Source organism: Victivallis lenta (assembly GCF_009695545.1).
Taxonomy (GTDB): Bacteria; Verrucomicrobiota; Lentisphaeria; order Victivallales; family Victivallaceae; genus Victivallis; species Victivallis lenta.
In genome coordinates this window covers 84,444-108,245 of sequence record NZ_VUNS01000011.1, presented here as the reverse complement: position 1 = coordinate 108,245, position 23,802 = coordinate 84,444, and the positions used below count along the sequence as shown (strand labels likewise).

General features: G+C 62.4%; 20 protein-coding genes. All 20 read left to right on the top strand.

Translation table 11 applies throughout. The features are described from left to right. The 20 genes from FYJ85_RS11545 to FYJ85_RS11450 all read left to right on the top strand — a co-directional run bounded on the left by FYJ85_RS11545 (position 1) and on the right by FYJ85_RS11450 (position 23,782). The gene (locus FYJ85_RS11545) at positions 1 to 1,245 is read left to right on the top strand and encodes an FtsW/RodA/SpoVE family cell cycle protein (RefSeq protein ID WP_106054345.1); all 1,245 of its coding nucleotides are present in this window, start codon (positions 1 to 3) and stop codon (positions 1,243 to 1,245) included. Continuing rightward, the gene (locus FYJ85_RS11540; protein WP_154418675.1) at positions 1,245 to 2,375 is read left to right on the top strand and encodes a UDP-N-acetylglucosamine--N-acetylmuramyl-(pentapeptide) pyrophosphoryl-undecaprenol N-acetylglucosamine transferase; all 1,131 of its coding nucleotides are present in this window, start codon (positions 1,245 to 1,247) and stop codon (positions 2,373 to 2,375) included. The genes FYJ85_RS11545 and FYJ85_RS11540 overlap by 1 nt, the downstream gene beginning before the upstream one ends. A gap of 48 nt (positions 2,376 to 2,423) precedes the next feature. After that, entirely contained in the window at positions 2,424 to 2,786 is a 363-nt protein-coding gene (locus FYJ85_RS11535) for a hypothetical protein (RefSeq protein WP_106054343.1), read from the top strand. Positions 2,787 to 2,795: 9 nt separating this feature from the next. Next, positions 2,796 to 3,212 carry a DciA family protein gene (locus FYJ85_RS11530; RefSeq protein ID WP_106054342.1) on the top strand — a complete coding sequence of 139 codons (417 nt, stop codon included), beginning with the start codon at positions 2,796 to 2,798 and terminating at the stop codon, positions 3,210 to 3,212. Then, positions 3,157 to 3,777, top strand: a complete 621-nt coding sequence (gmhB, locus tag FYJ85_RS11525) for a D-glycero-beta-D-manno-heptose 1,7-bisphosphate 7-phosphatase (protein WP_338116705.1) — start codon at positions 3,157 to 3,159, stop codon at positions 3,775 to 3,777. The genes FYJ85_RS11530 and gmhB overlap by 56 nt, the downstream gene beginning before the upstream one ends. Next, entirely contained in the window at positions 3,774 to 4,721 is a 948-nt protein-coding gene (locus tag FYJ85_RS11520) for a bile acid:sodium symporter family protein (protein ID WP_106054340.1), read from the top strand. Before gmhB ends, FYJ85_RS11520 begins: the two co-directional genes overlap by 4 nt. Positions 4,722 to 4,731: 10 nt before the next feature. Then, positions 4,732 to 6,654: a sensor histidine kinase gene (locus tag FYJ85_RS11515; RefSeq protein WP_154418673.1), complete on the top strand. Its 1,923-nt coding sequence runs from the start codon at positions 4,732 to 4,734 to the stop codon at positions 6,652 to 6,654. Next, positions 6,651 to 7,328, top strand: a complete 678-nt coding sequence (locus tag FYJ85_RS11510) for a peptide arginase family protein (protein WP_154418671.1) — start codon at positions 6,651 to 6,653, stop codon at positions 7,326 to 7,328. Before FYJ85_RS11515 ends, FYJ85_RS11510 begins: the two co-directional genes overlap by 4 nt. Before the next feature lie 56 nt (positions 7,329 to 7,384). Beyond that, complete coding sequence (locus FYJ85_RS11505; protein ID WP_106054337.1) at positions 7,385 to 8,707, top strand: LptF/LptG family permease; 1,323 nt, start codon at positions 7,385 to 7,387, stop codon at positions 8,705 to 8,707. A gap of 25 nt (positions 8,708 to 8,732) precedes the next feature. After that, complete coding sequence (amrA, locus tag FYJ85_RS11500; RefSeq protein WP_106054336.1) at positions 8,733 to 9,281, top strand: AmmeMemoRadiSam system protein A; 549 nt, start codon at positions 8,733 to 8,735, stop codon at positions 9,279 to 9,281. A gap of 85 nt (positions 9,282 to 9,366) precedes the next feature. Then, on the top strand, positions 9,367 to 10,788 hold the full coding sequence (locus tag FYJ85_RS11495) for a hypothetical protein (protein WP_106054335.1): 1,422 nt from the start codon (positions 9,367 to 9,369) through the stop codon (positions 10,786 to 10,788). After that, positions 10,781 to 11,074 carry a hypothetical protein gene (locus tag FYJ85_RS11490; protein WP_154418669.1) on the top strand — a complete coding sequence of 98 codons (294 nt, stop codon included), beginning with the start codon at positions 10,781 to 10,783 and terminating at the stop codon, positions 11,072 to 11,074. The genes FYJ85_RS11495 and FYJ85_RS11490 overlap by 8 nt, the downstream gene beginning before the upstream one ends. Positions 11,075 to 11,471: 397 nt before the next feature. Then, positions 11,472 to 12,482 carry a GntR family transcriptional regulator gene (locus FYJ85_RS11485; RefSeq protein ID WP_154418667.1) on the top strand — a complete coding sequence of 337 codons (1,011 nt, stop codon included), beginning with the start codon at positions 11,472 to 11,474 and terminating at the stop codon, positions 12,480 to 12,482. Positions 12,483 to 12,650: 168 nt separating this feature from the next. Then, the gene (locus FYJ85_RS11480; RefSeq protein ID WP_154418665.1) at positions 12,651 to 13,748 is read left to right on the top strand and encodes a prepilin-type N-terminal cleavage/methylation domain-containing protein; all 1,098 of its coding nucleotides are present in this window, start codon (positions 12,651 to 12,653) and stop codon (positions 13,746 to 13,748) included. Between the two features lie 23 nt (positions 13,749 to 13,771). Then, complete coding sequence (locus FYJ85_RS11475) at positions 13,772 to 15,355, top strand: glycoside hydrolase family 5 protein (RefSeq protein ID WP_154418663.1); 1,584 nt, start codon at positions 13,772 to 13,774, stop codon at positions 15,353 to 15,355. Between the two features lie 208 nt (positions 15,356 to 15,563). Further along, the gene (locus FYJ85_RS11470; protein ID WP_106054329.1) at positions 15,564 to 16,601 is read left to right on the top strand and encodes an ABC transporter ATP-binding protein; all 1,038 of its coding nucleotides are present in this window, start codon (positions 15,564 to 15,566) and stop codon (positions 16,599 to 16,601) included. A 13-nt stretch (positions 16,602 to 16,614) separates the two neighbouring features. Then, positions 16,615 to 18,192, top strand: a complete 1,578-nt coding sequence (locus FYJ85_RS11465; RefSeq protein ID WP_154418661.1) for an extracellular solute-binding protein — start codon at positions 16,615 to 16,617, stop codon at positions 18,190 to 18,192. Position 18,193: 1 nt separating this feature from the next. Beyond that, positions 18,194 to 19,864, top strand: coding sequence for an ABC transporter permease (locus tag FYJ85_RS11460; RefSeq protein WP_154418659.1), 1,671 nt, complete (start codon positions 18,194 to 18,196; stop codon positions 19,862 to 19,864). Between the two features lie 36 nt (positions 19,865 to 19,900). After that, the gene (locus tag FYJ85_RS11455) at positions 19,901 to 22,969 is read left to right on the top strand and encodes a glycosyl hydrolase (RefSeq protein WP_154418657.1); all 3,069 of its coding nucleotides are present in this window, start codon (positions 19,901 to 19,903) and stop codon (positions 22,967 to 22,969) included. 6 nt (positions 22,970 to 22,975) lie between these two features. Then, complete coding sequence (locus FYJ85_RS11450) at positions 22,976 to 23,782, top strand: helix-turn-helix domain-containing protein (protein ID WP_154418655.1); 807 nt, start codon at positions 22,976 to 22,978, stop codon at positions 23,780 to 23,782. Positions 23,783 to 23,802 lie beyond the last annotated feature (20 nt).

Sequence of the window (23,802 nt, the reverse complement as noted above, 5' to 3'; positions counted from 1 at the left end):
TTGAGGAGCATTTTCCTGAACGATGAGCCCGCCGCCCCGGTGGAGCTCGATACGCGGGAGAGCGCGGCATCGGTCAACGCGATGCACGGGCTGCTGCTGGTCGTGACGCTGATCGTCGTCTTCGGGTTGACCATGCTCTATTCGGCCAGCTACAACACCGATGGGCTCAAGTATTTCCGCAACCAGATCATCTGGGCCGCCATGGGCGGCCTGGGGGGGGCGGCGGCTTTCGTCATCGGCTACCGCAAGCTCGCGTCGTGGAGTCTCTTCCTGATGGGCGGCGTCTTCCTGCTGCTCCTCATCGCCGCCTTCTGCTTTCCCGAAATCAACGGGGCGAACCGCTGGATCAAGATCCGGCTGCCGGGTCTGGTCATGACGCTGCAGCCCTCCGAATTCGCGAAGATAGCCGTGGCGCTCTTCGTGGCGAAATACTGCTCGGAGAATATCCGGACCTTCAACAACTTCCTCGGCCGCCGCGGCGTCCTGCCGCTGGTCGGCATCGCGGGGGCGGTCATCTGCGGCATCCTGATCGGCCGCGACTTCGGGACGACGGCGCTCGTGCTGACCGTCGCCGTCGCCATCTCGGTCATGGCCGGGCTGCGCTGGTACTATCTGGCCATTCCGGGAACGCTCGTCGTGCTGGCCGGGCTTTACGTCGTCTTCTTCGATGCGAACCGGCTCGGGCGGGTCACGACCTTCCTGCGGCCGGAGGAGATGCGCGAAGGCGGCGGATACCAGCTCTGGAACTCGCTGCTCGCCTTCGGTTCCGGCGGCTGGACCGGCGTCGGCTTCATGGAGAGCCGCCTGAAACAGAAGTACCTGCCCGAGCAGCACACGGACTTCATTCTTTCGATCGTCGGCGAAGAGCTCGGCCTCATCGGCATGCTCGGCGTCCTGGCGCTCTATACCTTTTTCACCTGGTACGGGCTCCGGATCAGCATGAATTCGCGGTCGCGCCTCGGCATGCTGCTCGGGTGCGGGCTCACGCTCGGCATCACAGTCCAGGCGGCGATCAACATCGCGGTGGTCACCGGGTCGGCGCCGACCAAGGGAATGCCGGCAGCCTTCATCAGCTACGGCGGCAGCAACATCATGGCCAGCCTGATCGCGGTCGGAATCCTGGCCTCCATCGCCTTCGACAACGCATACCCGAATTACAACATGCAGTATCAGAATTCGATCCGGGCGAAGCTCTCCTTCCTGCCCTGGTTCCGCCAGTACCGGAAGCGCAAGGAGGAGCTGTGATGCCCGAACTGACACTGGCCATCACCTGCGGCGGAACCGGCGGACATTTCTACCCCGGGCTCTCCGTGGCGCGCGTATTGCAGAAGCGGGGCGGCAGGGCGCTGCTGCTGCTCTCCGGCACCAATGCCGCCAGACAGAAAAGCATCGCCGCCTCGTTCGGCGTCCCGGCCGTGGCGCTGCCGCGCATGCCGTCTCCGCGCGGAATCGGCACGCTCTTTGAATTCGGCTGCGGCGCGCTCGGCGGTTACCATGCGGCGCGGCGCGAGCTTCGCACGCTGCGGCCGCAGGCGCTGCTCGGCATGGGCTCCTTCACATCGCTGCCGGCGATTCTGGCGGCGCGCCGGAGCGGAATTCCGGTATTCCTGCATGACGGCAACGCGCGGGTCGGCAAGGCGAACCGCTTTTTCAGCAGGCATGCAAAGCTGCTGGCCACGGCGTTTCCAACGTGCAATGCGGAAAAATGCCGCGGCGAGCTGCTGGTCACCGGCATGCCGCTGCGTCCGGAGCTCGAACAGGCGGCCGGAATCACGCGGGCAGAGGCGATCGCCGGGCTCAACCGCGAATTCGGCGTTGAGCTCGACACCGCGATCCCGACGCTGCTGATCTTCGGAGGCAGTCAGGGCGCTTCGATCTTCAACGAAACGGTGCCGAAGGCGCTTCGGAAGCTGCAGGAGAAAACCGAGTTTCAGGTGCTCCATCTGGCCGGGCCGAAGAAGCTGGCCGAGGTCAGAGACGCCTACGGCGACGTCGTCTTCCCGTCGCTCCTGCTTGAAAGCAGCGAAAAAATGGAGCTGTTCCTCGGCGCCGCCGACCTCGTTTTCTCGCGCTCCGGCGGCAGCACGGTCGCGGAACTCGCGCGGTTCGGCAAAGCTTCGGTCCTGATTCCGTACCCGTACGCGGCCGAGAATCATCAGTACGACAATGCCCGGGTTCTGGCCGGACACGGTGCGGCGGAACTGCTCCCGAACGCCGAATGCACGCCGGAACGGATCGAGCGGCTGCTCGCCGGGCTCCTCGCGGAGCCGGAGCGGCTGAAACAGCGCGGAGCCCTCGCCGCGGAGCTCGCCAGACCGGCCGCCGCCGAACGGCTGCTCGCAGAAATCGCAACCCGGCTGTCGCCGCAGCCGTGAGTGTTATTGACATAGTGAACGATATGAAACCGTAATTTCAGGAAGATCATGAGAAGAATCATCACAATCTGTCTGCTGGTCGCCATGGTAACCGTCGCATTTCCGATGCCCGAAGCGAAAGCGATCGACCCGGTCACGCTGGCGATCCTCGCCCCCATCGCCATCAAGGCGGCCGAAAAAACCGCGCCTTACATCTACCGCGGCGTCTACAACGCCGGGAAATGCCTGCTTCAGATGGGCAAGGACGTCTTTCAGATCTTCTACCTGCCGTACGGGCTGGGCTACATGTGCTTCGGCAGCATGAAGCACGGCCTGGTCTATGTCATAAAAGGCGGAATAGCGCCTGCAAAGCTCATAGTCCACACGCTGCTCCTGCCGGTCATGCTGTTCGGCGTCAACATCAACATCTAGAGAGAAAGCATGGCCGAGTCGCGCAAAGAACAGTTCCGGCAGCGCCGGACGCTGCTGCCGCTGTTCCGCAGCTGGTACGGGCGCGAACGCGGCACGCTCGAGCTGTCGGCCCACTCCGCCGGGCCGGTCAGCGCCGCCGAGGTCATGAAGGAGCTTTGCGAGAATCTGATCGACCGCGATGTGGCGCTCTACATCACGCTCGAAACGCGCTGGAAGGAGATCATTCCCGGCAAGCTCGCGGCATGCGCCAGGCCGGCGCGCTGCCGGGAGGGTGTGCTCTTTCTCGAGGTGCGCCACAGCGCGCTGGTGCGCGAACTGACGCCGTCGCTGGATCTGTTTCTGGCGCGGATCGCGGCGGCGGTGGGCAGTGATGAGATCAGGGAGATCCGGCTGGTTCCGGCCGGCAGCCTCTCAAGAAGGAAATAGAACGACGATGAACAAAGCATTTTTTCTGGACCGCGACGGCGTGATCAACGCGGAGGTCGATTACCTCTTCGAACCCGACAAGGTCGTGATTCTCCCCGGGGTCGTCCCGGCATTGAAGCGCATGCGCGAACACGGGTTCCTGGCGGTCGTGGTCACGAATCAGTCCGGCGTGGCGCGCGGCATGTATGCGGAAGAGGACGTGCATGCGGTGCATGAACGAATCCGGGAGCTGCTGGCCGCCGAAGGTGCCGGGGTGGACGGCTTCTACCACTGTCCGCACCACCCGAAATACGGCTCCCCGTGCGGCTGTCGCAAGCCGGAACCCGGCATGCTGCTGGCCGGCTGCCGCGACTTCGACATCGACCCGGCCCGTTCAGCCATGGTCGGCGACCGGCTGAGCGACATCGCGGCCGGGCGGGCCGCCGGCTGCCGGGCCTGCTACCTGGTCAAAACCGGCTACGGCGCCGAAGTTCTCCGCAACGAGGACGTCAGCGGCATCGAGGTGGCCGAAGACCTGGAGGACGCGGTGAACCGCTTCCTGAAACTGGAGCAGGATGCGGAATGATGCAGCACCTGCGCACCTCTGCGATGATCGCGGCCTTCGTGCTCGGTTATCTTTGTCCGTGGGCTTCGGCGCTGAACGGACTGATCCGCTGGCTTATCGTCATCATGATGTTCCTCGTTTTCCTGCAGGTCAGGGTCTCCTGGCGGACGCTGCGGCTCGGGCACCTGAACATCCTGCTCGCCAACATCGGAATCGGCATGGGCAGCTGGTTCCTGTGCAGGATTTTCGGGAGCAGCGAACTGGCCATGGCCGCCTTTTTCACCGGCATCACGCCGACGGCGACGGCGGCGGCGGTCATCGTCCACCTGCTCGGCGGCAGGGTCGAATATGCGGTCAGCGCGTTCCTGACCACAAATCTCGGCATGGCGCTGCTGCTCCCGTTCCTGATCCCGGTCGCGATCGGCAATCCGGCGCCGACCGTTTTTGCGGACGTCATCCGGAGTCTGCTCGTCGTCATCGGAATTCCGCTGGCGGCGGCGGTTCCGATCCGGCTCTTCTGTAAAAAAGCGACGGAGCTGCCGAAAAAACTCAAGAATTTCTCATTCTTCCTCTGGGTCGGAGCGATCTTCCTGATCATCGCAAATGCTTCGGCGTTCCTGCACGGCCAGAGCCACCTGCCCAAAACCGTACTGCTCGAAATCGCGGCAATTTCGCTGGCGATCTGCGCTTTCAACTTCTGGTTCGGGCAGTTCCTCGGCGGGAAGAAATTCCGCCGGGAGTCGAGTCAGGTGCTGGGCCAGAAAAACACGACGCTGACCATCTATCTCGCGCTGGCCAACGCGAACCCGCTCGTGGCACTCGGCCCGACCTTCTACGTGCTCTGGCACAACGGCTGGAACACCTGGCAGCTGCACCGGTACGGCAGAAGGCGCCACCTGCGGGAGATCCGGCTGAAGCAGGCACAGCGGATGAATCCGCCGCAGGAACGGGAAACCAACGACTGAGGGATAAAGAATGGAACATTTCCACGCGCTGCTGCTGACCTTTCTCGAAATGACCTTCATTTTCGTCGGCCTCGGCATGCTGTACAGCCAGCGGCGCGCCATCGGCAAAGCGCCCTTCTACATGGCCCTCGGGCTGTTGTTCCTCTTCTCGCACTTCGTCAGTGCTGCCGAAATCCGCACGGTCCTCTTCGGCACCATCGATTTCGAGGTCGGCCGCATCGTGATCTTCCTGCCGATCCTGACCGCCTACCTCATGGTGTACATTACGGAGGGAACGCTGGCGGCGCAGCGGATCATCATCGGCGCGGCCGTGCTGTTCGGGCTTTACCTGTATCTCGGCGAACTGACCCGGCTGCAATGCAACTGGTACGGCTTCTCGCTGACCAGCGGAACCGAAGCCGTCACGCTGGACAATCTGCTCGGCGGCAGCCGCAATTCGATGAACCTCGTGGCGCTTTCGCACCTCTTCGACTTCCTGGTGCTGCCGATCGCCTATACCCGTTTCAAAAACTTCGGCCTCGGGCGCTTCTTCTGCATTCTCGGTGCGCTGCTGACCGCGCTGCTGCTCGGCGCGCTGCTGAGCCAGATCATCGCGCTCATCTACGGGCTGCCCGCCTCGTTCTTCAACGGCAATTTCATCGCGCGGCTGATCGCCGGGTTCTGGCTGGCAGTCATGCTCGGAATCTATCTTGCAAAAATCGAAGTGGACATCCGTTCCGGCGGCAAAAGTCCGCTGGACATCCTGTTCGCCTTCGTCGGCAGCTACAGCCGTTCGAAAGAGCTCGAAGCGAACCTGCGGGAGTGGACCGACCGCTACCGCCTCGTGCTCGAGAACGCCGGCGAGATGATCGTCATGCTGACCAGCGACGGGCGGATCATCGACGCGAATTTCTCCGCGGCCCGGCTGCTCGGCAGCGCGAATCCGGGCGAGCTGACCAACCGGCGGCTCTTTCCGCGCATGCGCGTCCTCGACCGGCCCGGCCTGACGCTCGGCGCGGAACTCGACGGCCCGGTGCGGTTCCAGTGCCGGCTGGACGAGAAATCGCCGGAGAGCAAGCTCCTCAGCTGCTCGCTTTCGCCGATGCGGATTCGCGGGCAGCTGCTGCTGGTCCTGATCGGCCGCGACGTCACCGAAGAGAGCAAGCTCGCCGAAGAGAAGGCGCGGCTGGCCGAACAGCTCGTGCATTCGCAGCGCATCGAAGCGCTCGGCATGCTCGCCGGAGGCATCGCACACGACTTCAACAACTATATTCATGCGATCCTCGGACACATCGACGTCATCAATTATCTGCACCAGCCGGATGATCCCGAAGTGCTGAACCATCTGGAAAAAATCTCGACCATCGCCGAACAGGCCGGGCACCTGACCAGCCAGTTGCTCGGTTTCGCGCGGAAAGGGAAATACCAGGTCACCGACCTCGACCTGCGGCAGCTCCTCGAAAACAGCCTCGGGCTGCTCGGGCCGCGCAAGCAGCGCGACCTCTCGGTTTCGGTCGACGTGCCGGACGATTTGAAACCGGTCCGCGCCGATTCGCTCCAGCTCCAGCAGGTCATGCTGAATCTGATGATCAACGCGATCGACGCGATGGCGAACAACAAGGGCGAACAGATTCTGACCATCACGGCCGGGCCGGCCGACGCCTCGCCGGTTCCGCTTGAGCCGCCGCCGGAACGGGCCGGCATCAATCCCGCCGACTACCTCTTCATCCGCGTCTCCGACAACGGCTGCGGCATGACCGAAGCGACGCAGCGGAAGCTGTTCGAGCCGTTCTTCACCACCAAGCCGGTCGGCAAGGGAACCGGCATGGGGCTGGCCATGGTCTACGGAACCGTCACGAATCATCAGGGCTGGATTCAGCTCGAAAGCGCGCCGGGTGAGGGAACGACGTTCTACCTCTTCCTGCCTGCCGGCCAGGGGAAGGTGAAATCTTGATCCGGATCGTCGACGAACATCACGAGGCCCTTGCGGAGTGGTCCCGCTACCGCCGGACGCTTCCGTCTCCGCCGTCCCTGCTGACTTTCGACCACCACACCGACACGCTGCCGGCTTTCGGGCGCGCCGCAAAGAGCGAACCGGAGCGGCGGGAGCTGGTCGCCGCCTTCGATTTTCGCCGCGACGACTCCGTAACGGAAGCGCTCTCCCGGCTGCGCCATGACGAGCATATCGACCTGGCGCTCCGCGGCGGAGTGGTCAGCCGGGCGGTCATCGTCGCCCATGCGGACCACCCCGGCTGCGCAAACGACCGCATCCGGGTGGTCTGCGACCGGAGCTGGCCGGACCTGCAGCTTCTGCTCAACGATCCGGTCCGCTTCGCACCGCTGGCCCGGCGCGTCTTCGAGGACGATTTCCTCGCAACCCGGCTGGCGGAAGCGGAGTTCGCGCCGGAGGAGGGGTTCATCTTCGACCTCGACCTCGATTACCTGCTGACGGCGGAAGCGCTGGGTCCGGACCGGAAAACCGTGCTGCGGCATCTGCTCGCCCGTGCCGGGCTCGTCACCATTTCGCGCGAAGCGGACTGGGTCAGGCTGCTGAAGCTCGAGCCGCTGCTCACGCCGGATTCGCTGCTTGCGGCCTTCCGCCCCTTTGCAGAAGCAACAATTCCTTAAAAATATGAATTCGGAACTTTCCTTGTTTGCGTTCCCGGTGTATATTAGGGAGTATTATGGACAAAAAGCATCAAACCCGTTACGAAGACCTGACTCTGCTGCCGCGCCGGTGGTTTCCTCTGCCGCGGCTCGATTTCTATATTCTGAGGGAGTTCCTGATCAAATACAGCGTGCTCCTGCTCGTATTCATCATCCTGTTCATCCTGGGTGACGTATACCGGGACATCTCCGACTTTCTCGAAAACAAGGCGTCCGTCTCCGACATTCTGCTCTATCTGGCCTACAAGCAGCCCGGCAACATCCGTTTCATCCTGCCGATTTCGATGCTGCTCGGCTGCATGTGGACCATGGCGACCTTCGGCAAGAATATGGAAATCACCGCCATGCGCGCCTCCGGCGTGTCGCTGTTCCGCTGCGGCGGGTCGATTTTCGTGGTCGGGCTCGCAGTCACCTTCATCAACATCTACTTCAACGAGGCGCTGGTGCCGTTCACGGAGCGTTCGGCTGAAATCATCCGTTCCAACGCGACGGAGCGGCGGCGGTACGTCCGCGGGCTGCTGACCTACCGCAGCAACGACCAGCAGCGTCACTGGCTGTTCAACAATTTCACAACCGGCAACATCCAGAACGACGTGACGCTGAAAACCTTCTGGACCGACGGCATGATCGATTCGCTTGTCCTTGTGCCGGATGAAGCGGCACGCCGGAGAATGATCCTCGAAATTTTCCCGGGCAAAGCGGAGCGGCTCCTGTCGCTCTCGCGCGCCGAGATGGAGAAGCAGGTGCGCCGGGAGCTGGTCGGCCGCAAGGTCGACTTCTACGGCCGCGAAGCCGCGTACGATCCGGAAAACGAAACGTGGATTTTCCGCAACGGCAACTTCATCTCCTACGACCGGAACGATGACACGCGTTTCTCGGCCAGCACCGGCACCTCCGCAATCCACGAGCAGATTCCGCTGACGGAGCTGCGCTTTCCGAAGAACGAAATTCCGGAGGCCACGAACGATATCCTGAACGCCGTCAAGGAGAAAGACGACCTGCCGACCTGGGTGATCTGGGACCTGGTGCAGCGTTCGCCGAACATGGCGGAGCGGGTCAAGTCGATCTATATGACGGTGTTCTACTACCGGCTGGCGTTTCCGTGGGCCTGCTTTCTGGCGGTGTTCCTCGGCATCCCGCTGGCGACCAAGAACGAGCGGACCGGCAGTCTGCTCGCGATCATCACGGCAATGGTGATCATCGTGGTCTATATCGTCGTGGCGCAGGTGTTTCTCGTGCTCGGCAAAGCCGGCATTCTGAACCCGATGTTCGCGGGGCTGGCGCCGACGGCGGCATTCATCGCCTGCGGCGCATGGCGCATCTATCACGACAGGAACTGATTCAGCAGAGACGGGAGGACGGCATATGACGGCGGAATTCACTCCTCGGGAACGGCGCGAGCTGCTCGCGTTCGTCCGTAAAGTCATCGCAGGCGAATTCAGCAATGCGGAACAGCCGGCGGCTCCGGCCATTCCCCAGCTTGCCGTCGAACGTGCCTGCTTCGTCACGCTGCACGACTGCTCCGGGGGGCTCCGCGGCTGCATCGGCAACATCGAGGCGTTCGAGCCGCTCGGGGAAAATCTCAGGCGCAATGCGCTGAATGCGGCGTTCTCCGATCCGCGCTTTCCGCCGCTTGAACCGGATGAACTCGGCGAAACGCTGATCGAACTGTCGATCCTGACGCCGCCGCGCCCGATCGAAGACCCGACGGCCTTTCTGATCGGCGTCGACGGCATCATCCTGCGGCAGGGGTCGCGCGGCGCGGTGTTTCTGCCGCAGGTCGCGCTTGAACAGGGTTGGGACCAGCGGACCACGCTCGAATACCTTTCGCGCAAAGCCGGACTCCCGGCCAACGGCTGGCAGCAGCCCGGAACCGTTTTCCAGACCTTCCGCGCCGAAGTGTTCGGAGAATAGCCGCACGGAACGGAAAAGTTGACATATCCCGCTGTTTGCAGCTTCCGGAAATTCACGCCGGAAGCGCAAACGGAAAGGATATGGGATGGAGCAGGATTACGACTATCTGTTCCGGCGGCGCCATGCGCTGCACCGGGAGAACCGCGAGGTATGGGAACGTTCCCGCGCCGCCTACTACGGCGGCGAGGCGTACATCCGCCGTGCTCTGGTGCGGCACGTGTCGGAGGTCGAACCAGAGTTCGAGGAGCGGTTGCGCCGCGCATATTATTTCAACTATCCGCGCAAGCTCGCGCGGCTCATCACGCAGTTCATCCTGTCGGTCGAGCCGCAGCGCGACGGGGCGGAACCGGAGCTCGTCGAGGACTTCTCCCGCACCGGGCTTCGCGCCAATGAGGTCATGAGACAGTTCTCGACCCTGCTCAACATCTACGGCGGTGCGGCCCTGTCGGTCGAGATGCCGTACTTCTCGGGAGAAATCGACTGCGAACGCAAAAAGCTCGAACGCATCCGCCCCGCCGTCCGCGCCTGGTCGCCGCTTGAGGTCGCCGACTGGTCCTGCGGCGCGGACGGGCAGCTCGACTGGATCATCTTCGAGGAACGGATTCTTTCCGACAACGGCCCGTTCCAGCCGCCCTCCCCTGCGCTGCGGCGCAAACTTTTCACGCGGACCGAAACGATGATCTTCGAGCGGGAGGCCGGGACCGGGCGGACCATGCTGCTCTCGCGCGCCGGACACAAGCTCGGCTGCGTCCCGGCGCTGCTCTCGTTCGAACCGGACGGGTTCGGCATCGACGGCGGACACTACTTCGAGGACGTCGTGCGCATCTCCGACGCGATTCTGAACAACGAGTCCGAGGCGCAGATGAATGTGGTCAAGCAGATGTTCGGGCTTCTGGTCATCTCCGACAGCTTCGCCCGCGGCGCACACCCGGCCGGAGGAGAAAACGCGGACGGCCGGGAGAAGTTCAGCCACCTGCTCGCCCGCTCCGCCGCAATCTGGGAGAGCCCGGAGGAGAAGGGCATCAGCCGTTACATCTCCCCCTCCGGCGCGGACTCCGCTGCGATCCGGGCTGAGAACGACGCGCTGAAACGCGAGCTTTTCGACGTGGTCGGCATGGCGCTGATCCAGCCCTCGCGCGCCGCCCAGACCGCCGAGGCGAAAGCGTGGGACCACCACCAGATCAAGCAATTCCTCGCCAGCCGGGTCGACCAGCTCGAGCAGGCCGAACTTCACTGCTGGGAGCTCATGCGCCGCTACGACCGCAGCATCCGGGTCCCGCGCATCGCCTACAACCGCGAATTCGCGGTGACCGACCTCAAGTCCTCCATCGAATCGCTGGTCGAACTCAAGCGTTTCTCGGGCGGCATCGAATACCGCCGCGAAGTCGCGCGAACCGCGCTCTTCCTGCTCGAAAAGGTCAGAAAGATCGATCCGGCGCGACGCGAACTGATCCGGCGCGAGATCGAATCCTGGCAGTCGCTGCGGCAGGAGGTGGACAATGGATGAATTCCGCTGTACCGAACCGGTCACGCTGCGGATTCTTCAGCCGGGCTTTGCGGATGGCGAGGTCCGTTACGAAGAGCGCAGCGCAACGGCGGTCGTCATCGAAAGTCGCGGCTACCGGCCGGAGGACGGCGCCTCAGCCGCGTTTGAATTCCTGCTGCCGGGCAGATTCCGGCTCCCGCCGGGGAGCCGGCTGACCTGGCGCGGCACGACCTACGATGTCGCAGCGGTAAAACCGTGCCGCGACCTGGACGGAACGATCCGGGCGCTGCGCTGCACCGTCTGCTGAACGCGGCCCGGCATCGGCTCTCCGCCGCGCCGGCGCTGCCGGTGCGGCGGAGGGGGAGGTATCCGGGCATCCCCCCCCACACTCCCGGCGCGGAACGGCTGCTGCCGGAACGAACCCGGAGAAATCCGGCCCGGCCGGCGAAACAGCTTTCCTCCGCCGCGTCGTCGATCCTGTGCTGTCCGATCGCCTCTGCCGGCCCCTTCAAACACGCCGCCGTTTTCTTCCGCCCCCTCAGCGGGTTCCCCTTCCTGCCCTCCCGGGCGGCGGAGATGCCGCCTTGCCGGAGCCGAAACGGTGATTTTTTTGCTTTTTTTATGTTCCGCCTCTTGCTTTTTTCAGAAAAGTTCTTCATAATTATAACTGTTCACAACTGTTCATAAAAAAAACAAGAGCCGCCATGAAAAGACCTGCGAAACAAGTGATGCCGGAACTGCAGAAAATCCGGCATTTCGTCATGAACATCATCTATCAGAGCGAGGGGAAAAAAGTGAAGCTGCCCTCCCTGCGGACCCTCTCCGCCGAATTCGGTCTGGGGGCCTCCACCATCAAGCAGGAATTCGACCGCCTTGAGCGGGAAGGATATCTGGTTTCCCGGCACGGAGTCGGGGTTTTCACGAATCCGAAGCAGTATTTCTTCCCGGAAACCAAGCTGCCGCTGGTCGGAATCAAGCTCTATCAGGGGGACGCCTATTTCTACGATGCGACACTCATGAAAATGATCGCCGAACTCATGTCCGCATTGAGTGCCTTCCCCTGCAATGTTCATATGCTGACCGCGGGCTGCACGACCGTCGAAGAGCTCGACGTCGAACTTCGCCACTCGCATATCGACGCCCTCGTCACCGTTTCGGTCGAACCGGAACTGACCGCATTCGCCGCAAGCCGGATGCCGGCCGTCAACATCGGCTATCCCTGCCCGGAAACGGATAGCGTGGTCTTTCGGGGAGAGGCGGCCGGACGGGAGCTGGCGGAACTCCTCTGCGGCGCGCGCCGTTCTCCGCGGGTGCTCCAGCTCAACGACTCGCGCAACATCGACGGCTTCCGGCAGGCGCTGGAAAACGACGGACGTATCCGCTGCTCCGGGAGCTCCGGGTCCGTCCCGGCGGGAGAGCTCGAACCGCTGCTGCGCGGCGGCGACCATGACTGCGTCATCACCCACTCGAAAAACATTGCATTCATTCACAAGTTCTTCGGCCGCAATCGTCCGGACGCCATTCCCCGGCTGGTCGCCATCGACGACGGCATCTACCCGGATTTCCCCGACTGCTTCTATCTGGCCATGCCGCGGCAGGAGGCCGCCCGGCTGACCGCCGCCCGGCTGGCGGAGCTTCTCGGATGCAGGGAAGCCCGACCGCCGTTCGAACGGATTCTGGAACATAAGTTATGCCGCCACCATAGCCAAAGCTGAAAGGAAAAACCCATGGGAAGAAAATTCACGCTGATCGAATTGCCGGCGAATATGTCACTACATAACTGCAATTGCGCATAATACCGGGTATGTGAAGTTTCCTTGTACGGTCTGTCATGATATAACTCCTTTTCGTTGAATGAATCTATTCGGCCTCTGGCGGCAGAATTGTTCTGTTTGCTCTTCCTGGTCTCGCCCGTCTGCATTGCCGTGGGATTCGCGGGGGAAATACATTTCCCCCGCACCCCCATTTCTTACTCTGTGCCGGGCTTTCATTTCCCGCGGGTTGCGCCCTTACCGCCCGCGGCGGAGGACTTTGTCCTCCTTACTTGTCCGCCTGCGGCGGCCAACTCTTCACCGCCCGCTTCGCGGGCTGCGGCAGAGGGCCTTCGCTCCGCTGCGTTCACCTTCGTCGCACCTGCTCCTCGCTGCCCGCTTCGGCTGCCGCCGAACCGTGCAGTCCGTTCACATCCGCTGCGCGGCGCATACCGCGCTTTTTCGCCGGGCGGCAATGCTGTTTCGTTTCACATACCCGGTATTATGCGCAAACCGTTCACACTGATCGAGCTTCTGGTGGTTATTGCCATCATCGCGATCCTGGCCTCGATGCTGCTGCCGGCGCTGAATCAGGCGCGTACCAGAGCGCGGGCGAGCAGTTGTATCGGTAATCTCAAGCAGATCGGGCAGATCATCACATTTTACCGGGATGCAAACAAAGACCTTTTCGGCTCCGCCCTGCAAAATTCATCAGGCAAGCTCACTACTTGGGCAGGAGGACTCGCGTCGCACGGTTACACACCCGCCGTTCCCCAGAAGAACAAATCATTTCTGTACTGCCCGGCACTGGCGCTTCCAGCCGCCAACTGGGAATGGAGTTATCCTTACGGAGTAATCACCTATGCAGGAAACACAGCCCGAACGCTGCCCAAGCCGCTTGCCACGGGCACTTCTCCATTCACCGGCGGCGATTCGCTGATCAACTTCAAAAGAATAAAAAGCGCCAGCGAGCTCATCATCGCAGGAGACACGATCCAATACTCTGCTTCCGGTGCCGACTGCGGAACTTACCGGTTCGGACAGCTCGGTCTGTGTCACAGCGGCCGCGGAAATCTCCTTTTCGCCGACGGTCATGCGGCGGCCGCCGCAAAAGAAAACTTCAGCGATTTGATCCACCGGACCTTTCAGCGATATGATGATTTGGCCAACTATCAGGGCGCATATTGCGTTCTCCCCGGCTCGAACGGTCTGCAGATAAAAATTCAATAACGACAACAGATAGAAAACTCCATATGAAAAAAACAATTCTATTATTGTTGCTGACCGCAGCGGCATGCCTGTACGCCGACTCCTCCCTCGTCGATCTGCTCCGGATCGATCTCGATGAACTGCCGAAACGGGATTTCGTCCGGGTCGAGGAAACCGAGTCCGGCAAAGCGGTCGTCGTAACCGTTCCGGAGAACAGCAGGAAAGGTTCCCACTGGGTGACAGTGAAATCGCTGGACCTGAAGCGCCTGCGCGGCAAAAAGCTGCTGTTCACCACCTTCGTCAAGGGAGAGAAAATCTCAAAAGCCCCGGCATATTATTTCGGGCTGAAATATATGCTCATCATCAAAAGTGAAAGCGGAATGTCTTACCCGCAGGCTCCTGCCATGCGCGGAACTTTCGACTGGAAAAAATCCTATTTTGAAGTCAATATACCTCGGGATGCACTTTCCGGCGAGCTTGTTGCCGGCCTGCAGGAGGCAAGCGGCAAGGCATCCTTCCGGAATTTCCAGATCAGCCAGGGGGGATTCCTGAAACCTCCGGTGAAGCTGCCGCCGAATTTCAAATGCGAATATACGAAAGAATTCCTCTCCCGCCCGGTGACGCGCGGCGTAATGAGTCCCGATCCCCTGAAGATGACCGAAAAGGATGTAGACGATCTCGGCTCCTGGGGAGCGACCAACATCCGCTGGCAGCTCAAGGGAAGCAATGCGCAGGCAGTCGATCTCGATATCTACGATAAACTGATCGACAGCCAGTTAAACCATCTGGAAAAACTCCTGCCTGCGTTTGAGCGGAATGGAATCAACGTAATCATCGACATGCACCTGCTGCCGGGCGGCCGCCTGGACGGCTCAGGCCCCCTCGGAACTGCCGGGGAAGAAGCCACGGCAATCTACGGAAATGCCGCCGGCAATCGGGCGCTTGCCGAAGAAAAATATTATCGCGCCTACCTCGAAACATGGCGAAGAATCGCTGCACGCTTCTCAAAATATCCGATTATAGCTGGTTACGATCTCTTCAACGAACCGATGCAGACGCTGGATATGCCGCACGACTATCTCTCCATTCAATATGACGCCGCACGCGAAATCCGCAAAATCGATCCGGAACGAATGATTATCATCAGTCCGAATCACTGGGGCGGCCCGGACGGATTCCTTGATTTCACTCCGCTGCCGCTTAAAAACATCGTCTACCAGACCCACTTCTACAACCCTGGCGAGTATACCCACCAGGGAGTGTTCTGGAACTCAAAAATCGGAACTCGATATCCCGGCGTGATCGGCGGCATATATACGGACCGCAAACGACTCGCAATGCTCATGAAACCGGTGGTCGAATTCCAGAAAAAATATGGAGCCGAAATCTATGTCGGCGAATTCTCCGCCGTCCGTTATGCGCCCGGCGCGGCCCGGTGGCTCGAGGATGTCATTTCGCTTTTCGAAGAATACGGATGGGACTGGAGCTACCACGCCTTCCGCGAATCCCACTTCTGGAGCGTCGAACACGTCGGCCCGGACGGGGCCCATCCGGTTCCGGCCGATGAGGATACCGACCGCAAACGCGTTCTGCTGCGTTATTTCGAGAAAAACGAAAAACCGGAATAACCCGGCTGTCCCGCGGCGTGCCGGTCCGGACCGGCGCACCGGGCGTTTTCGCGGCGAAACCGGCTCTTATGACAAAATTTCGGTTTTGATTCCGTCCGAAACGCGAAATCAACTGGAATTTTTGTATCCAACTGGTTATATTGTATAAACATCTCCGGCTTCGGCAGACGAACGGCTCGCTCCCGCACCCGGAGGAAAGAGTGACAAAATGACCAGTGTTGAAATCAAGGGAATCACGAAATCCTATCAGCCGGGCGTGCCGGTGCTGAAACCGATCGATCTGGCGATCAAACCCGGTGAACTGTTTTTTCTGCTCGGCCCCTCCGGCTGCGGCAAGTCGACCCTGTTGCGCATCCTGGCCGGACTCGTCGAACCCGACTCCGGCTCGATCCGTTTCAATGACGTCGATATCACCCGGCTCCCGCCCGAAAAACGGCGCGCGGCCATGGTGTTCCAGAACTACGCGCTCTGGCCGCATCTCTCCGTCTTCGAAAACGTCGCCTTCGGACTCCGCGCCGCGGGGGAAAAGAAGGCCGAAATCGAACGCGAGGTCCAAACCGCGCTTGAACTCGTCCGCATGGACGGCTATGCCGGACGCAAAATCCCGTCGCTCTCCGGCGGCCAGCAGCAGCGCGTCGCCCTCGCCCGGGCGCTGGCGGTCAAGCCGGCGCTGCTGCTGCTCGACGAACCGCTGTCGAACCTCGACGCCCGGCTGCGCGATACCATGCGCCGCGAAATCCGCCGCATCTGCAAGGAGAGGAAACTGACCGCAATCTATGTGACGCACGACCGGAAGGAGGCGCTCAGCATGGCCGACCGCCTCGCCGTCATGGACCAGGGCGTCATCCGCCAGATCGACACGCCGGAGAAGGCGTACAACGCCCCGCGCGAAAAGTTCGTCGCCTCTTTTCTCGGCGATGCGAACTTCATCGGCGGGCAAATCGATTCCGCCGGCCGCTGGCAGACCGCGTTCGGACCGCTCGACGCCGACGGGATCTCCGGCGCTCCGGGCGAAACCGTCACCGCGATGATCCGGCCCGAGCGAATCCGCTTTTCCGACGCCCCCGGAAACAATGTGATCGAAGCCCGGCTCACCGGCCGCAGCTTCACCGGCGAAAGCTGTGAGTGGGAGTTCGAGGCGGCGGGGGAAAAATTCACCGTGATCGAAAGCGCTCCTCCGGAGCGGACGCCCGGCCGGAACTACCTGCTCCATTTTCCGGCCGGCCACCTGATCCGGATGCGGTGAAGAGAGGCCGATCATGCTCAAGAAGATCCTGGTTGCCGCGCTGCCGATTTTCGTTCTGCTGGCCATCCCGTTTTTCCTGCGCCCGGCCTCCGGAGCCCCAAGCGATGCTCCGGCCGAAAAGCTCGTGATCATCTCGGCCCACAACGAATCGATCAAATACGAGTACGACCGGGCGTTCCGCCAATACTACCGCGACCGGTTCGGCCGCGATATCGAGCTCGATTTCCGTTCCCCCGGCGGAACTTCCGACATCGTCAAATACATTGCGGACCGGTACGAGGCCGAATTCCGGCATTTCTTCGAATCCGACCCGGCCAACGGAGAGTGGACGCCCGAAATCGCCAAGCGTTTCGCGGAGCCCGGCGTCGAAAACGATCCGACTGCTCCCGAAGCCGTCCGGAAGGCCCGCAAGCTCTTCCTCTCCTCGGATGTCGGCATCGGCATCGACCTCATGGCCGGCGGCGGCACCTTCGACATGCAGCGCCACGCGAAGCGCGGTTTCGCGGTCGACGGCGGCGCGCAGAAGCGCCACCCGGAGTACTTCGCCGACGACGTGATCCCCCGCAGTTTCGGCGGCGACGAGCTGTACGACAAGGACGGGCGCTACTACGGCATCGTGCTCTCCACGTTCGGCATCTGCTACAATGCGGACCGCATCGCGGAACTCGCCGACCCGGCGCCGCCGAAACGGTGGGCCGACCTCGCCGCGCCCCGTTTCTACAATACGATCGCGCTGGCCGACCCGTCGAAATCGGGTTCGGCCAACAAATGCTTCGAAATTCTGATCCAGCAGTGCATGGCCGATTCGGGCAGCCCGGACAAGGGGTGGGAAGAAGGGCTCAACCTGATCAAGCGGATTTTCGGCAACGCGCGGAACCTGACCGACTCGGCGGGGAAAATTCCGCGCGACGTCGCCGCCGGGAACGCAGCGGCCGGCATGGCGATCGACACCTACGGCTTCACCGAGCAGGAGTGGAACGAGCTCCAGTTCGGCGGAACGCCGCACTTCTTCTACGTTCCGCCCGAAGGGGGAACCGCCGTCTCGGCCGACCCCGTGCAGATGCTGCGCGGCGCGCCGAACCGGAAGGCGGCCGAAGCGTTCATCGATTTCCTGCTCAGCGTCGAGGGGCAGAAGCTGCACGCCTTCAAAACCGGCACTCCGGGCGGCCCGGCCAGGCATGCGCTGCGGCGGCCGCCGATCCGGCGCGACCTCTACGCCCCCGAATACCGGGAGTACCGCTCCGATCCGAACTACAACCCGTATGAATCCGGCGCCAGTTTCGTCTACCGGCCCGAGCTGACCGGTCCCTACTACGGGCTGCTGCGCATCCTGATCCGGGCCATTGCGCTCGATCCGCAGCCGGAACTCCAGCGCGCCTGGAAGGCGATCATCGACGCCGGCGGCCCCGAAAAGGTGCCGCAGGCGATGCGGGCATTCAACCGTCTGCCGTTCCCCTACGCGGAAATCGCCGATGCGAACCGGGCGCTCCGCCGGGACGCGGTCGAAGTCGCCGCCGTCATCCGGAGCTGGAGCGAATCGGCGCGGCTCAACTACCTCGAAGCCGAACGGCTCGCGAAGGAGGGAAAATAAAATGGGCAACCGGCTGGTTCAATATCTGCTGCTCGCGGCCGTCATCGCGTTCCTCGGGGCTTTCCTGCTCGCGCCGATCTTCACGGTGGTCGGCGTCGGGCTCGACCGGCGGCTGCTGGCCGAGGTGTTCAGCAACTACATCTACCGCGAAGGGCTCATCAACAGCTTCGCGATCGCGGGAGTCACGACCTTCTTCGTGTTCCTCATCGCGTTCCCGCTCGCGATCCTGTACGACCGCTACGACTTCCCGGGGAAGAATCTCACGCATCTTTTCGTCATGATCCCGATGATCCTGCCGCCGTTCGTCGGCGCGCTCGGTTTCCAGCAGATCCTCGGGCATTACGGCGTGGTCAATACGATCCTGACCGGCTGCGGGCTCCCGGCGGTCGATTTCCTCGGCGGCAGCGGCCGGTTCTGGTCGGTCTGCCTCATCGAAGCGCTGCATCTGTATCCGATCCTCTATTTGAATCTGGTCACCGCGCTCGGCAACCTCGACCCGGCGCTCGACGAGGCGGCGCGGAATCTCGGCGCAACGCGGTGGGAGCGGTTCCGGCGCATCACCTTCCCGCTCATGAAACCCGGCATCCTGGCCGGCGGCAGCATCGTGCTGGTCTGGAGCTTCACGGAGCTCGGCACCCCGCTCATGTTCGGCTACAACCGGGTGACTTCGGTCCAGATCTTCAACGGGATCATGGAGCTCGAGAGCAACCCGGTTCCGTATGCGCTCGTGGTGGTCATGCTGTTCTTCGCCGGCGCGATGTACCTCGCCGGGAAATTCGCGCTCGGCAAATCCCCGCTCAACACGACGGTCAAGGGGGCGGCCGGAGCGAGCGCCGTCCGCCGCGCCGGCTGGCGGCGTTTCGTGCCGACCGGCGTCTTCCTCTTCGTGACTCTGCTCGCCGCCCTGCCGCATATCGCGCTTGTGCTGACCTCGTTCTCGATGCGCTGGTACAACACGATCCTGCCGCGCGAATTCACGCTGCTCCATTTCGAGAACGCATTGTCCGACAAAATCGTGCTGCCGAGCATCGTGAACAGTCTGCACTACTCTCTGCTGGCCATGGTCATCGCGGTCGCGGTCGGCGTGCTCGTGTCGCTCGCGGCGGTGCGCTGGAAGCTCTGGGGCAGCACGCTCGCAGACCTGCTCGCCATGCTGCCGCTTGCGGTGCCGGGCATCATCATCGCCTTCGGTTACCTCGGCATGTCGGTCAGATTCAAGTTTGCCGCGGAATATTTCAACCCGGTGGAAAACCCGTTCCTGCTGCTCGGCATCGCCTACGCGGTGCGGAGGCTGCCGTATGTGGTGCGCTCGGTTTCGGCCGGACTCGAGCAGACGCCGGAGGAGCTCGAAAACGCGGCCCGCAGCTTCGGTGCGACCGCGTTTGCGACGTTGCGTAAAGTCACGCTGCCGCTCGTCTTCGCAAACGTGATCGTCGGCGCGCTCTTCGCCTTCAGCTTCTCGATGCTGGAGGTGTCGGACTCCCTGATCCTCGCCCAGAAGGCGCAGTTCTATCCGATCACCCGGGCGATCTACGATCTGTCGCAGGTGCTCGGTTCGGGTCCGTATATCGCGTGTGCGTTCGGCGTCTGGGCGATGTTGTTCCTCGCCGCGACGCTGGCGGCCGCCGGAGCCATGCTCGGCAGCCGGATCGGTTCCATTTTCAAACTCTGACAACAGCAACAGATCATATCAAGAAAGAAAACCATCATGATGAATTCCCCCGACCTGACCAATCCGCCGGCGCAGTACCGGCCGATTCCATTCTGGAGCTGGAACGACAAACTCGACCCGGAAGAGCTGCGGCGGCAGATCCGTGAAATGAAGAAGGCCGGACTCGGCGGCTTTTTCATGCACGCGCGCGGCGGCCTGCAGACCGCCTACCTCTCCGACGAGTGGATGGAGTGTGTGAACGCCTGTCTCGACGAAGCCGGCAAATGCGGCATCGACGGCTGGCTCTATGACGAAAACGGCTGGCCTTCCGGCTTCGGCGGCGGACTCGTCAACGGGCTCGGCGTCAAATACCAGCAGAAATACCTGCGGCACGAATACCTCGACGCCGCCGACCTCGAAGCCTCCGAACGCGAAAACACCATCGCCTGGTACGACGCCGCCACGCTCGAACTGCTCGGCGAAAAACTGCCGAAGGGAACCGCCGGGCGGCTGCTGCGCTGTTACTACGAGGTCAACCCGTTCTACGTCGACAACCTCGACCCGAAGGTCGTGCGCGAATTCCTGAAGGTCACGCACAAGTACTACTACGACAACATCCCGAAGCCGCTGCTCGCACATATGAAGGGGATCTTCACCGACGAGCCGCAGCTGTCGCGGAACGGGCTGCTCTGGTCGTTCATTCTTGAGGAGGAGTACTGGAAAGCGTACCGCTGCGAGCTCCTGAAAGAGCTGCCGCTGCTGTTCCTCGGCACGCCGGAGAGCGATGCCGTGCGCGTCCGTTTCTGGAGCCTCGTCGCCCGGCTCTTCGCCGAAAACTTCCTGAAACAGATCCATGACTGGTGCAGTGAAAAAGGGTGGCTGCTGACCGGCCACCACGTCCTCGAGGAGACCTGTCAGGCGCAGATCGCCAGCAACGGCGCGATCATGCCGCAGTACCGGTACTACCATATTCCGGGCATGGATCACCTCTGCCGCACCGAGCCGTCGCCGGTCGCGATGACGCAGCTGGTTTCGGTCGCGATGCAGTTCGGGCAGAAGCAGATTCTCTCGGAAAGCTTCGCGCTTTCGGGCTGGAACATCAACTTTTTCGGCCTGCGCTGGATGTTCCAGCAGCAGTTCGCACACGGCGTGAACCTCGTCTGCCCGCATCTGTCGAGCTACACGCTGCGCGGGCTGCGCAAACGCGACTACCCCGCCTCGCTTTTCTATCACCAGCCCTGGTGGGAGGATTACAGGAGCGTGAATGACTATTTCGCGCGGGTCGGCATGCTGCTCGCCGAAGGCAAAGCCGTCGCCGAAGTGCTCGTGCTGCACCCGCTCTCGTCGGCCTGGTGCCACTTCACCGGCGACGAATCGAATCCGCATCTTGATTTCTACACGAAGACGCTCGAACGGATCACCCGTGCGCTCGATGTCCACCAGATCGCCCACAACTATGCCGACGAGCAGATCGTCGCGGCCGAAGGCTCCTTCGAGCACGGCGCGATCCGGATCGGGCTGCAGAGCTATCGTTATGTCATCATTCCGCAGATCACGAACCTTTCGAAGCCGGTGCTCGAACTGCTGCGGAAATTCGCGGCGGCAGGCGGCAGGGTCCTGACCGTCCGCAACCGGCTGGAGCCGGAGAAGCTGACTGTCGACGGCGAAACCGCTCCGGCGGAGGTGCGCGCCTGGTTCCGCGCGCTCCCGGCCTTCGACTCCGAAGAGGCGGCAGCAGCCGCAGCGGCGGCGGAGCTGGCCGAACAGCGCACGGTCATCACCGAAAACGGCGTTCCGGCCACCCGGATCGTCAGCACGTTCCGCGACTTCGACAACCTCGACGGCCGGGCCGGACGCTTCTTCTTCGTGGCCAACGTCTCGTACAACCAGCCGTGCGACCTTGAAATCTCGCTGCCCCGCAACGGCGGCAGGCAGGTCGAGGTCATCGACCCGGCGAACGGCAGCTTTTCGGTGCTCTCCGGCGTTCACCGCCGCGGAGAACACCTGACCTTCGCCTATCCGCTCGCGGCGGGCGGGGCCGCGATGTTCTACGTTGCCGGGCATCCCGCAAAGCATGCGGCGAAGCTGACTGTCTCCGACCCGTTCCGGGAACCGGCGAAAAAACGCCTGCCGGATGAGTTCACGCTCGCGGCTGCCGCCGGAAACCTCCTGACCCTCGACCGCTGCCGCTACCGCGTCGACGAGGGAGGCTGGATCGCCGACGACGTCAGCGTCATTCAGGGCCGGCTGCTCAAGCTCGAGCGCGACTGCGATCTCGAGATCGAGTACGGCTTCGACCTCGCCGACGACTACGATTTTTCGAAACCGCTCGCAATGCTGACTGAAACGCCGGAGGCGTTCTCCTTTGCGCTGAACGGCGAAACGTTCGAAGGCGTCGACTCCGGTTATCTCTTCGACAGCGCCTTCCGTAAAATCATGCTGCCCGGCAACCTCAAAGCGGGCCGCAACGTGATCTACATGAAAATGCGTTACCACCAGAACCCGGAGGTCTACGCGCGGCTCGAGCGGGCCCGCCGCTTCGAAACCGAGTACAACATGCTGACCTACGATTCCGAAATCGAAAGCATCTATCTTTACGGCGACTTCTCGGTCCGCCACACCGGCCGGATCGAGCCGCTGCTGCGCGGTGCGGAACGGCTCTGCGGCAGTTTCGAACTCGGCGCGCCGGCAACCGGCAGAAAGCTCGATGCGTCGGACCTTGTCCGGCAGGGCTTCCCGTTCTTCGCCGGCAAGCTCACGCTGCGCCAGGAGTTCGAGCTGACCGCGAGCGAAGCGGAAAAGATCCAGCTGCTGCGCTTCGTACCGGTGGGAGCGAATTCGTACCGCATCCGGCTCAACAACGAAGAGGCCGGATTCTGGTCGTACGGTTTTGCCGCCTTCCCGGTCGCCCAGCTGATCCATGCCGGAAAAAACACGCTCGAGATCGAGCTTACGACCTCGCTGCGGAATCTGCTCGGGCCGCATCACCTCGCCGAAGGGGAGAGCTACAGCGTCCACACGCTGTCGTTCAACCGCGAAGCGAACGCGGTGAGCTGGGAACCGCCGGCCTACGATCCGGGCTACAGCATGGTCCGGCTCGGCATCCGGGACGTCGAACTGGTTTAACCGGAAATGGAACGTCATCCGGGACCGGAAGCGGGCTTTCGCGCGTTCGAGCAGCTGCTCGGGCTCCCGGTTACCGTGATCGACAACGCCCATTTCTTCAACCGGCGCGCCGTGTTCGATCCGATGCGCTGCAGCCACCGCAAGCATCCGGCCTGCCGGGCCGGATTCGACGAACGGTGCATCCGGCACTGCCGTTACGCGATGAACAGCCGCTGCCTGGCGGAAGAGGGGCCGTTCACCGCCGTATGCTGGAAGGGGCTGGCGCAGATCGTCACGCCGCTGCGGTACGGCAATGTACACTACGGCATGCTCTACGCCGGGCTCTGGCGGAACGGCGAGACCGCCTCCGGGCTGCCGGGCGATTTCTACCGCAGCCGGGAGCAGCTGCCCGAACTGCCGGAGTCAATGGCCGCGCTTTTCGCGCTCTGCCGTCTCGCCGCCGACGGCGTCATGATGCATTTGCTCAAAACGCGGCTGCTCGAGACGGTGCCGGATGAACGCAGCGCACGGATCGCCGCCTTCCTGCGCGAACATGCGGCCGCCGCGGTCGGCCTCGAAGACCTCGCACGGGAGCTCGGGCTCTCCCGTTCGCGCACGAGTTTCGTGGTGAAACAGCTGTTCGGCAAAAGCTTTTCGCGTCTGCTGCAGGCCGAACGGGTCGAACGCGCCCGGCACTATCTGGCCGGCAGCGCGGAGAAGCTGCACGACATCGCGCGCGAATGCGGCTTCAGCGACGAATTCCACCTGAGCCGCGTCTTCCGGCAGCTGACCGGAATCACGCCGAGCGAATTCCGCCGCCGTCACCGGAGTTGATTCGACTGTTTATTTTCAGT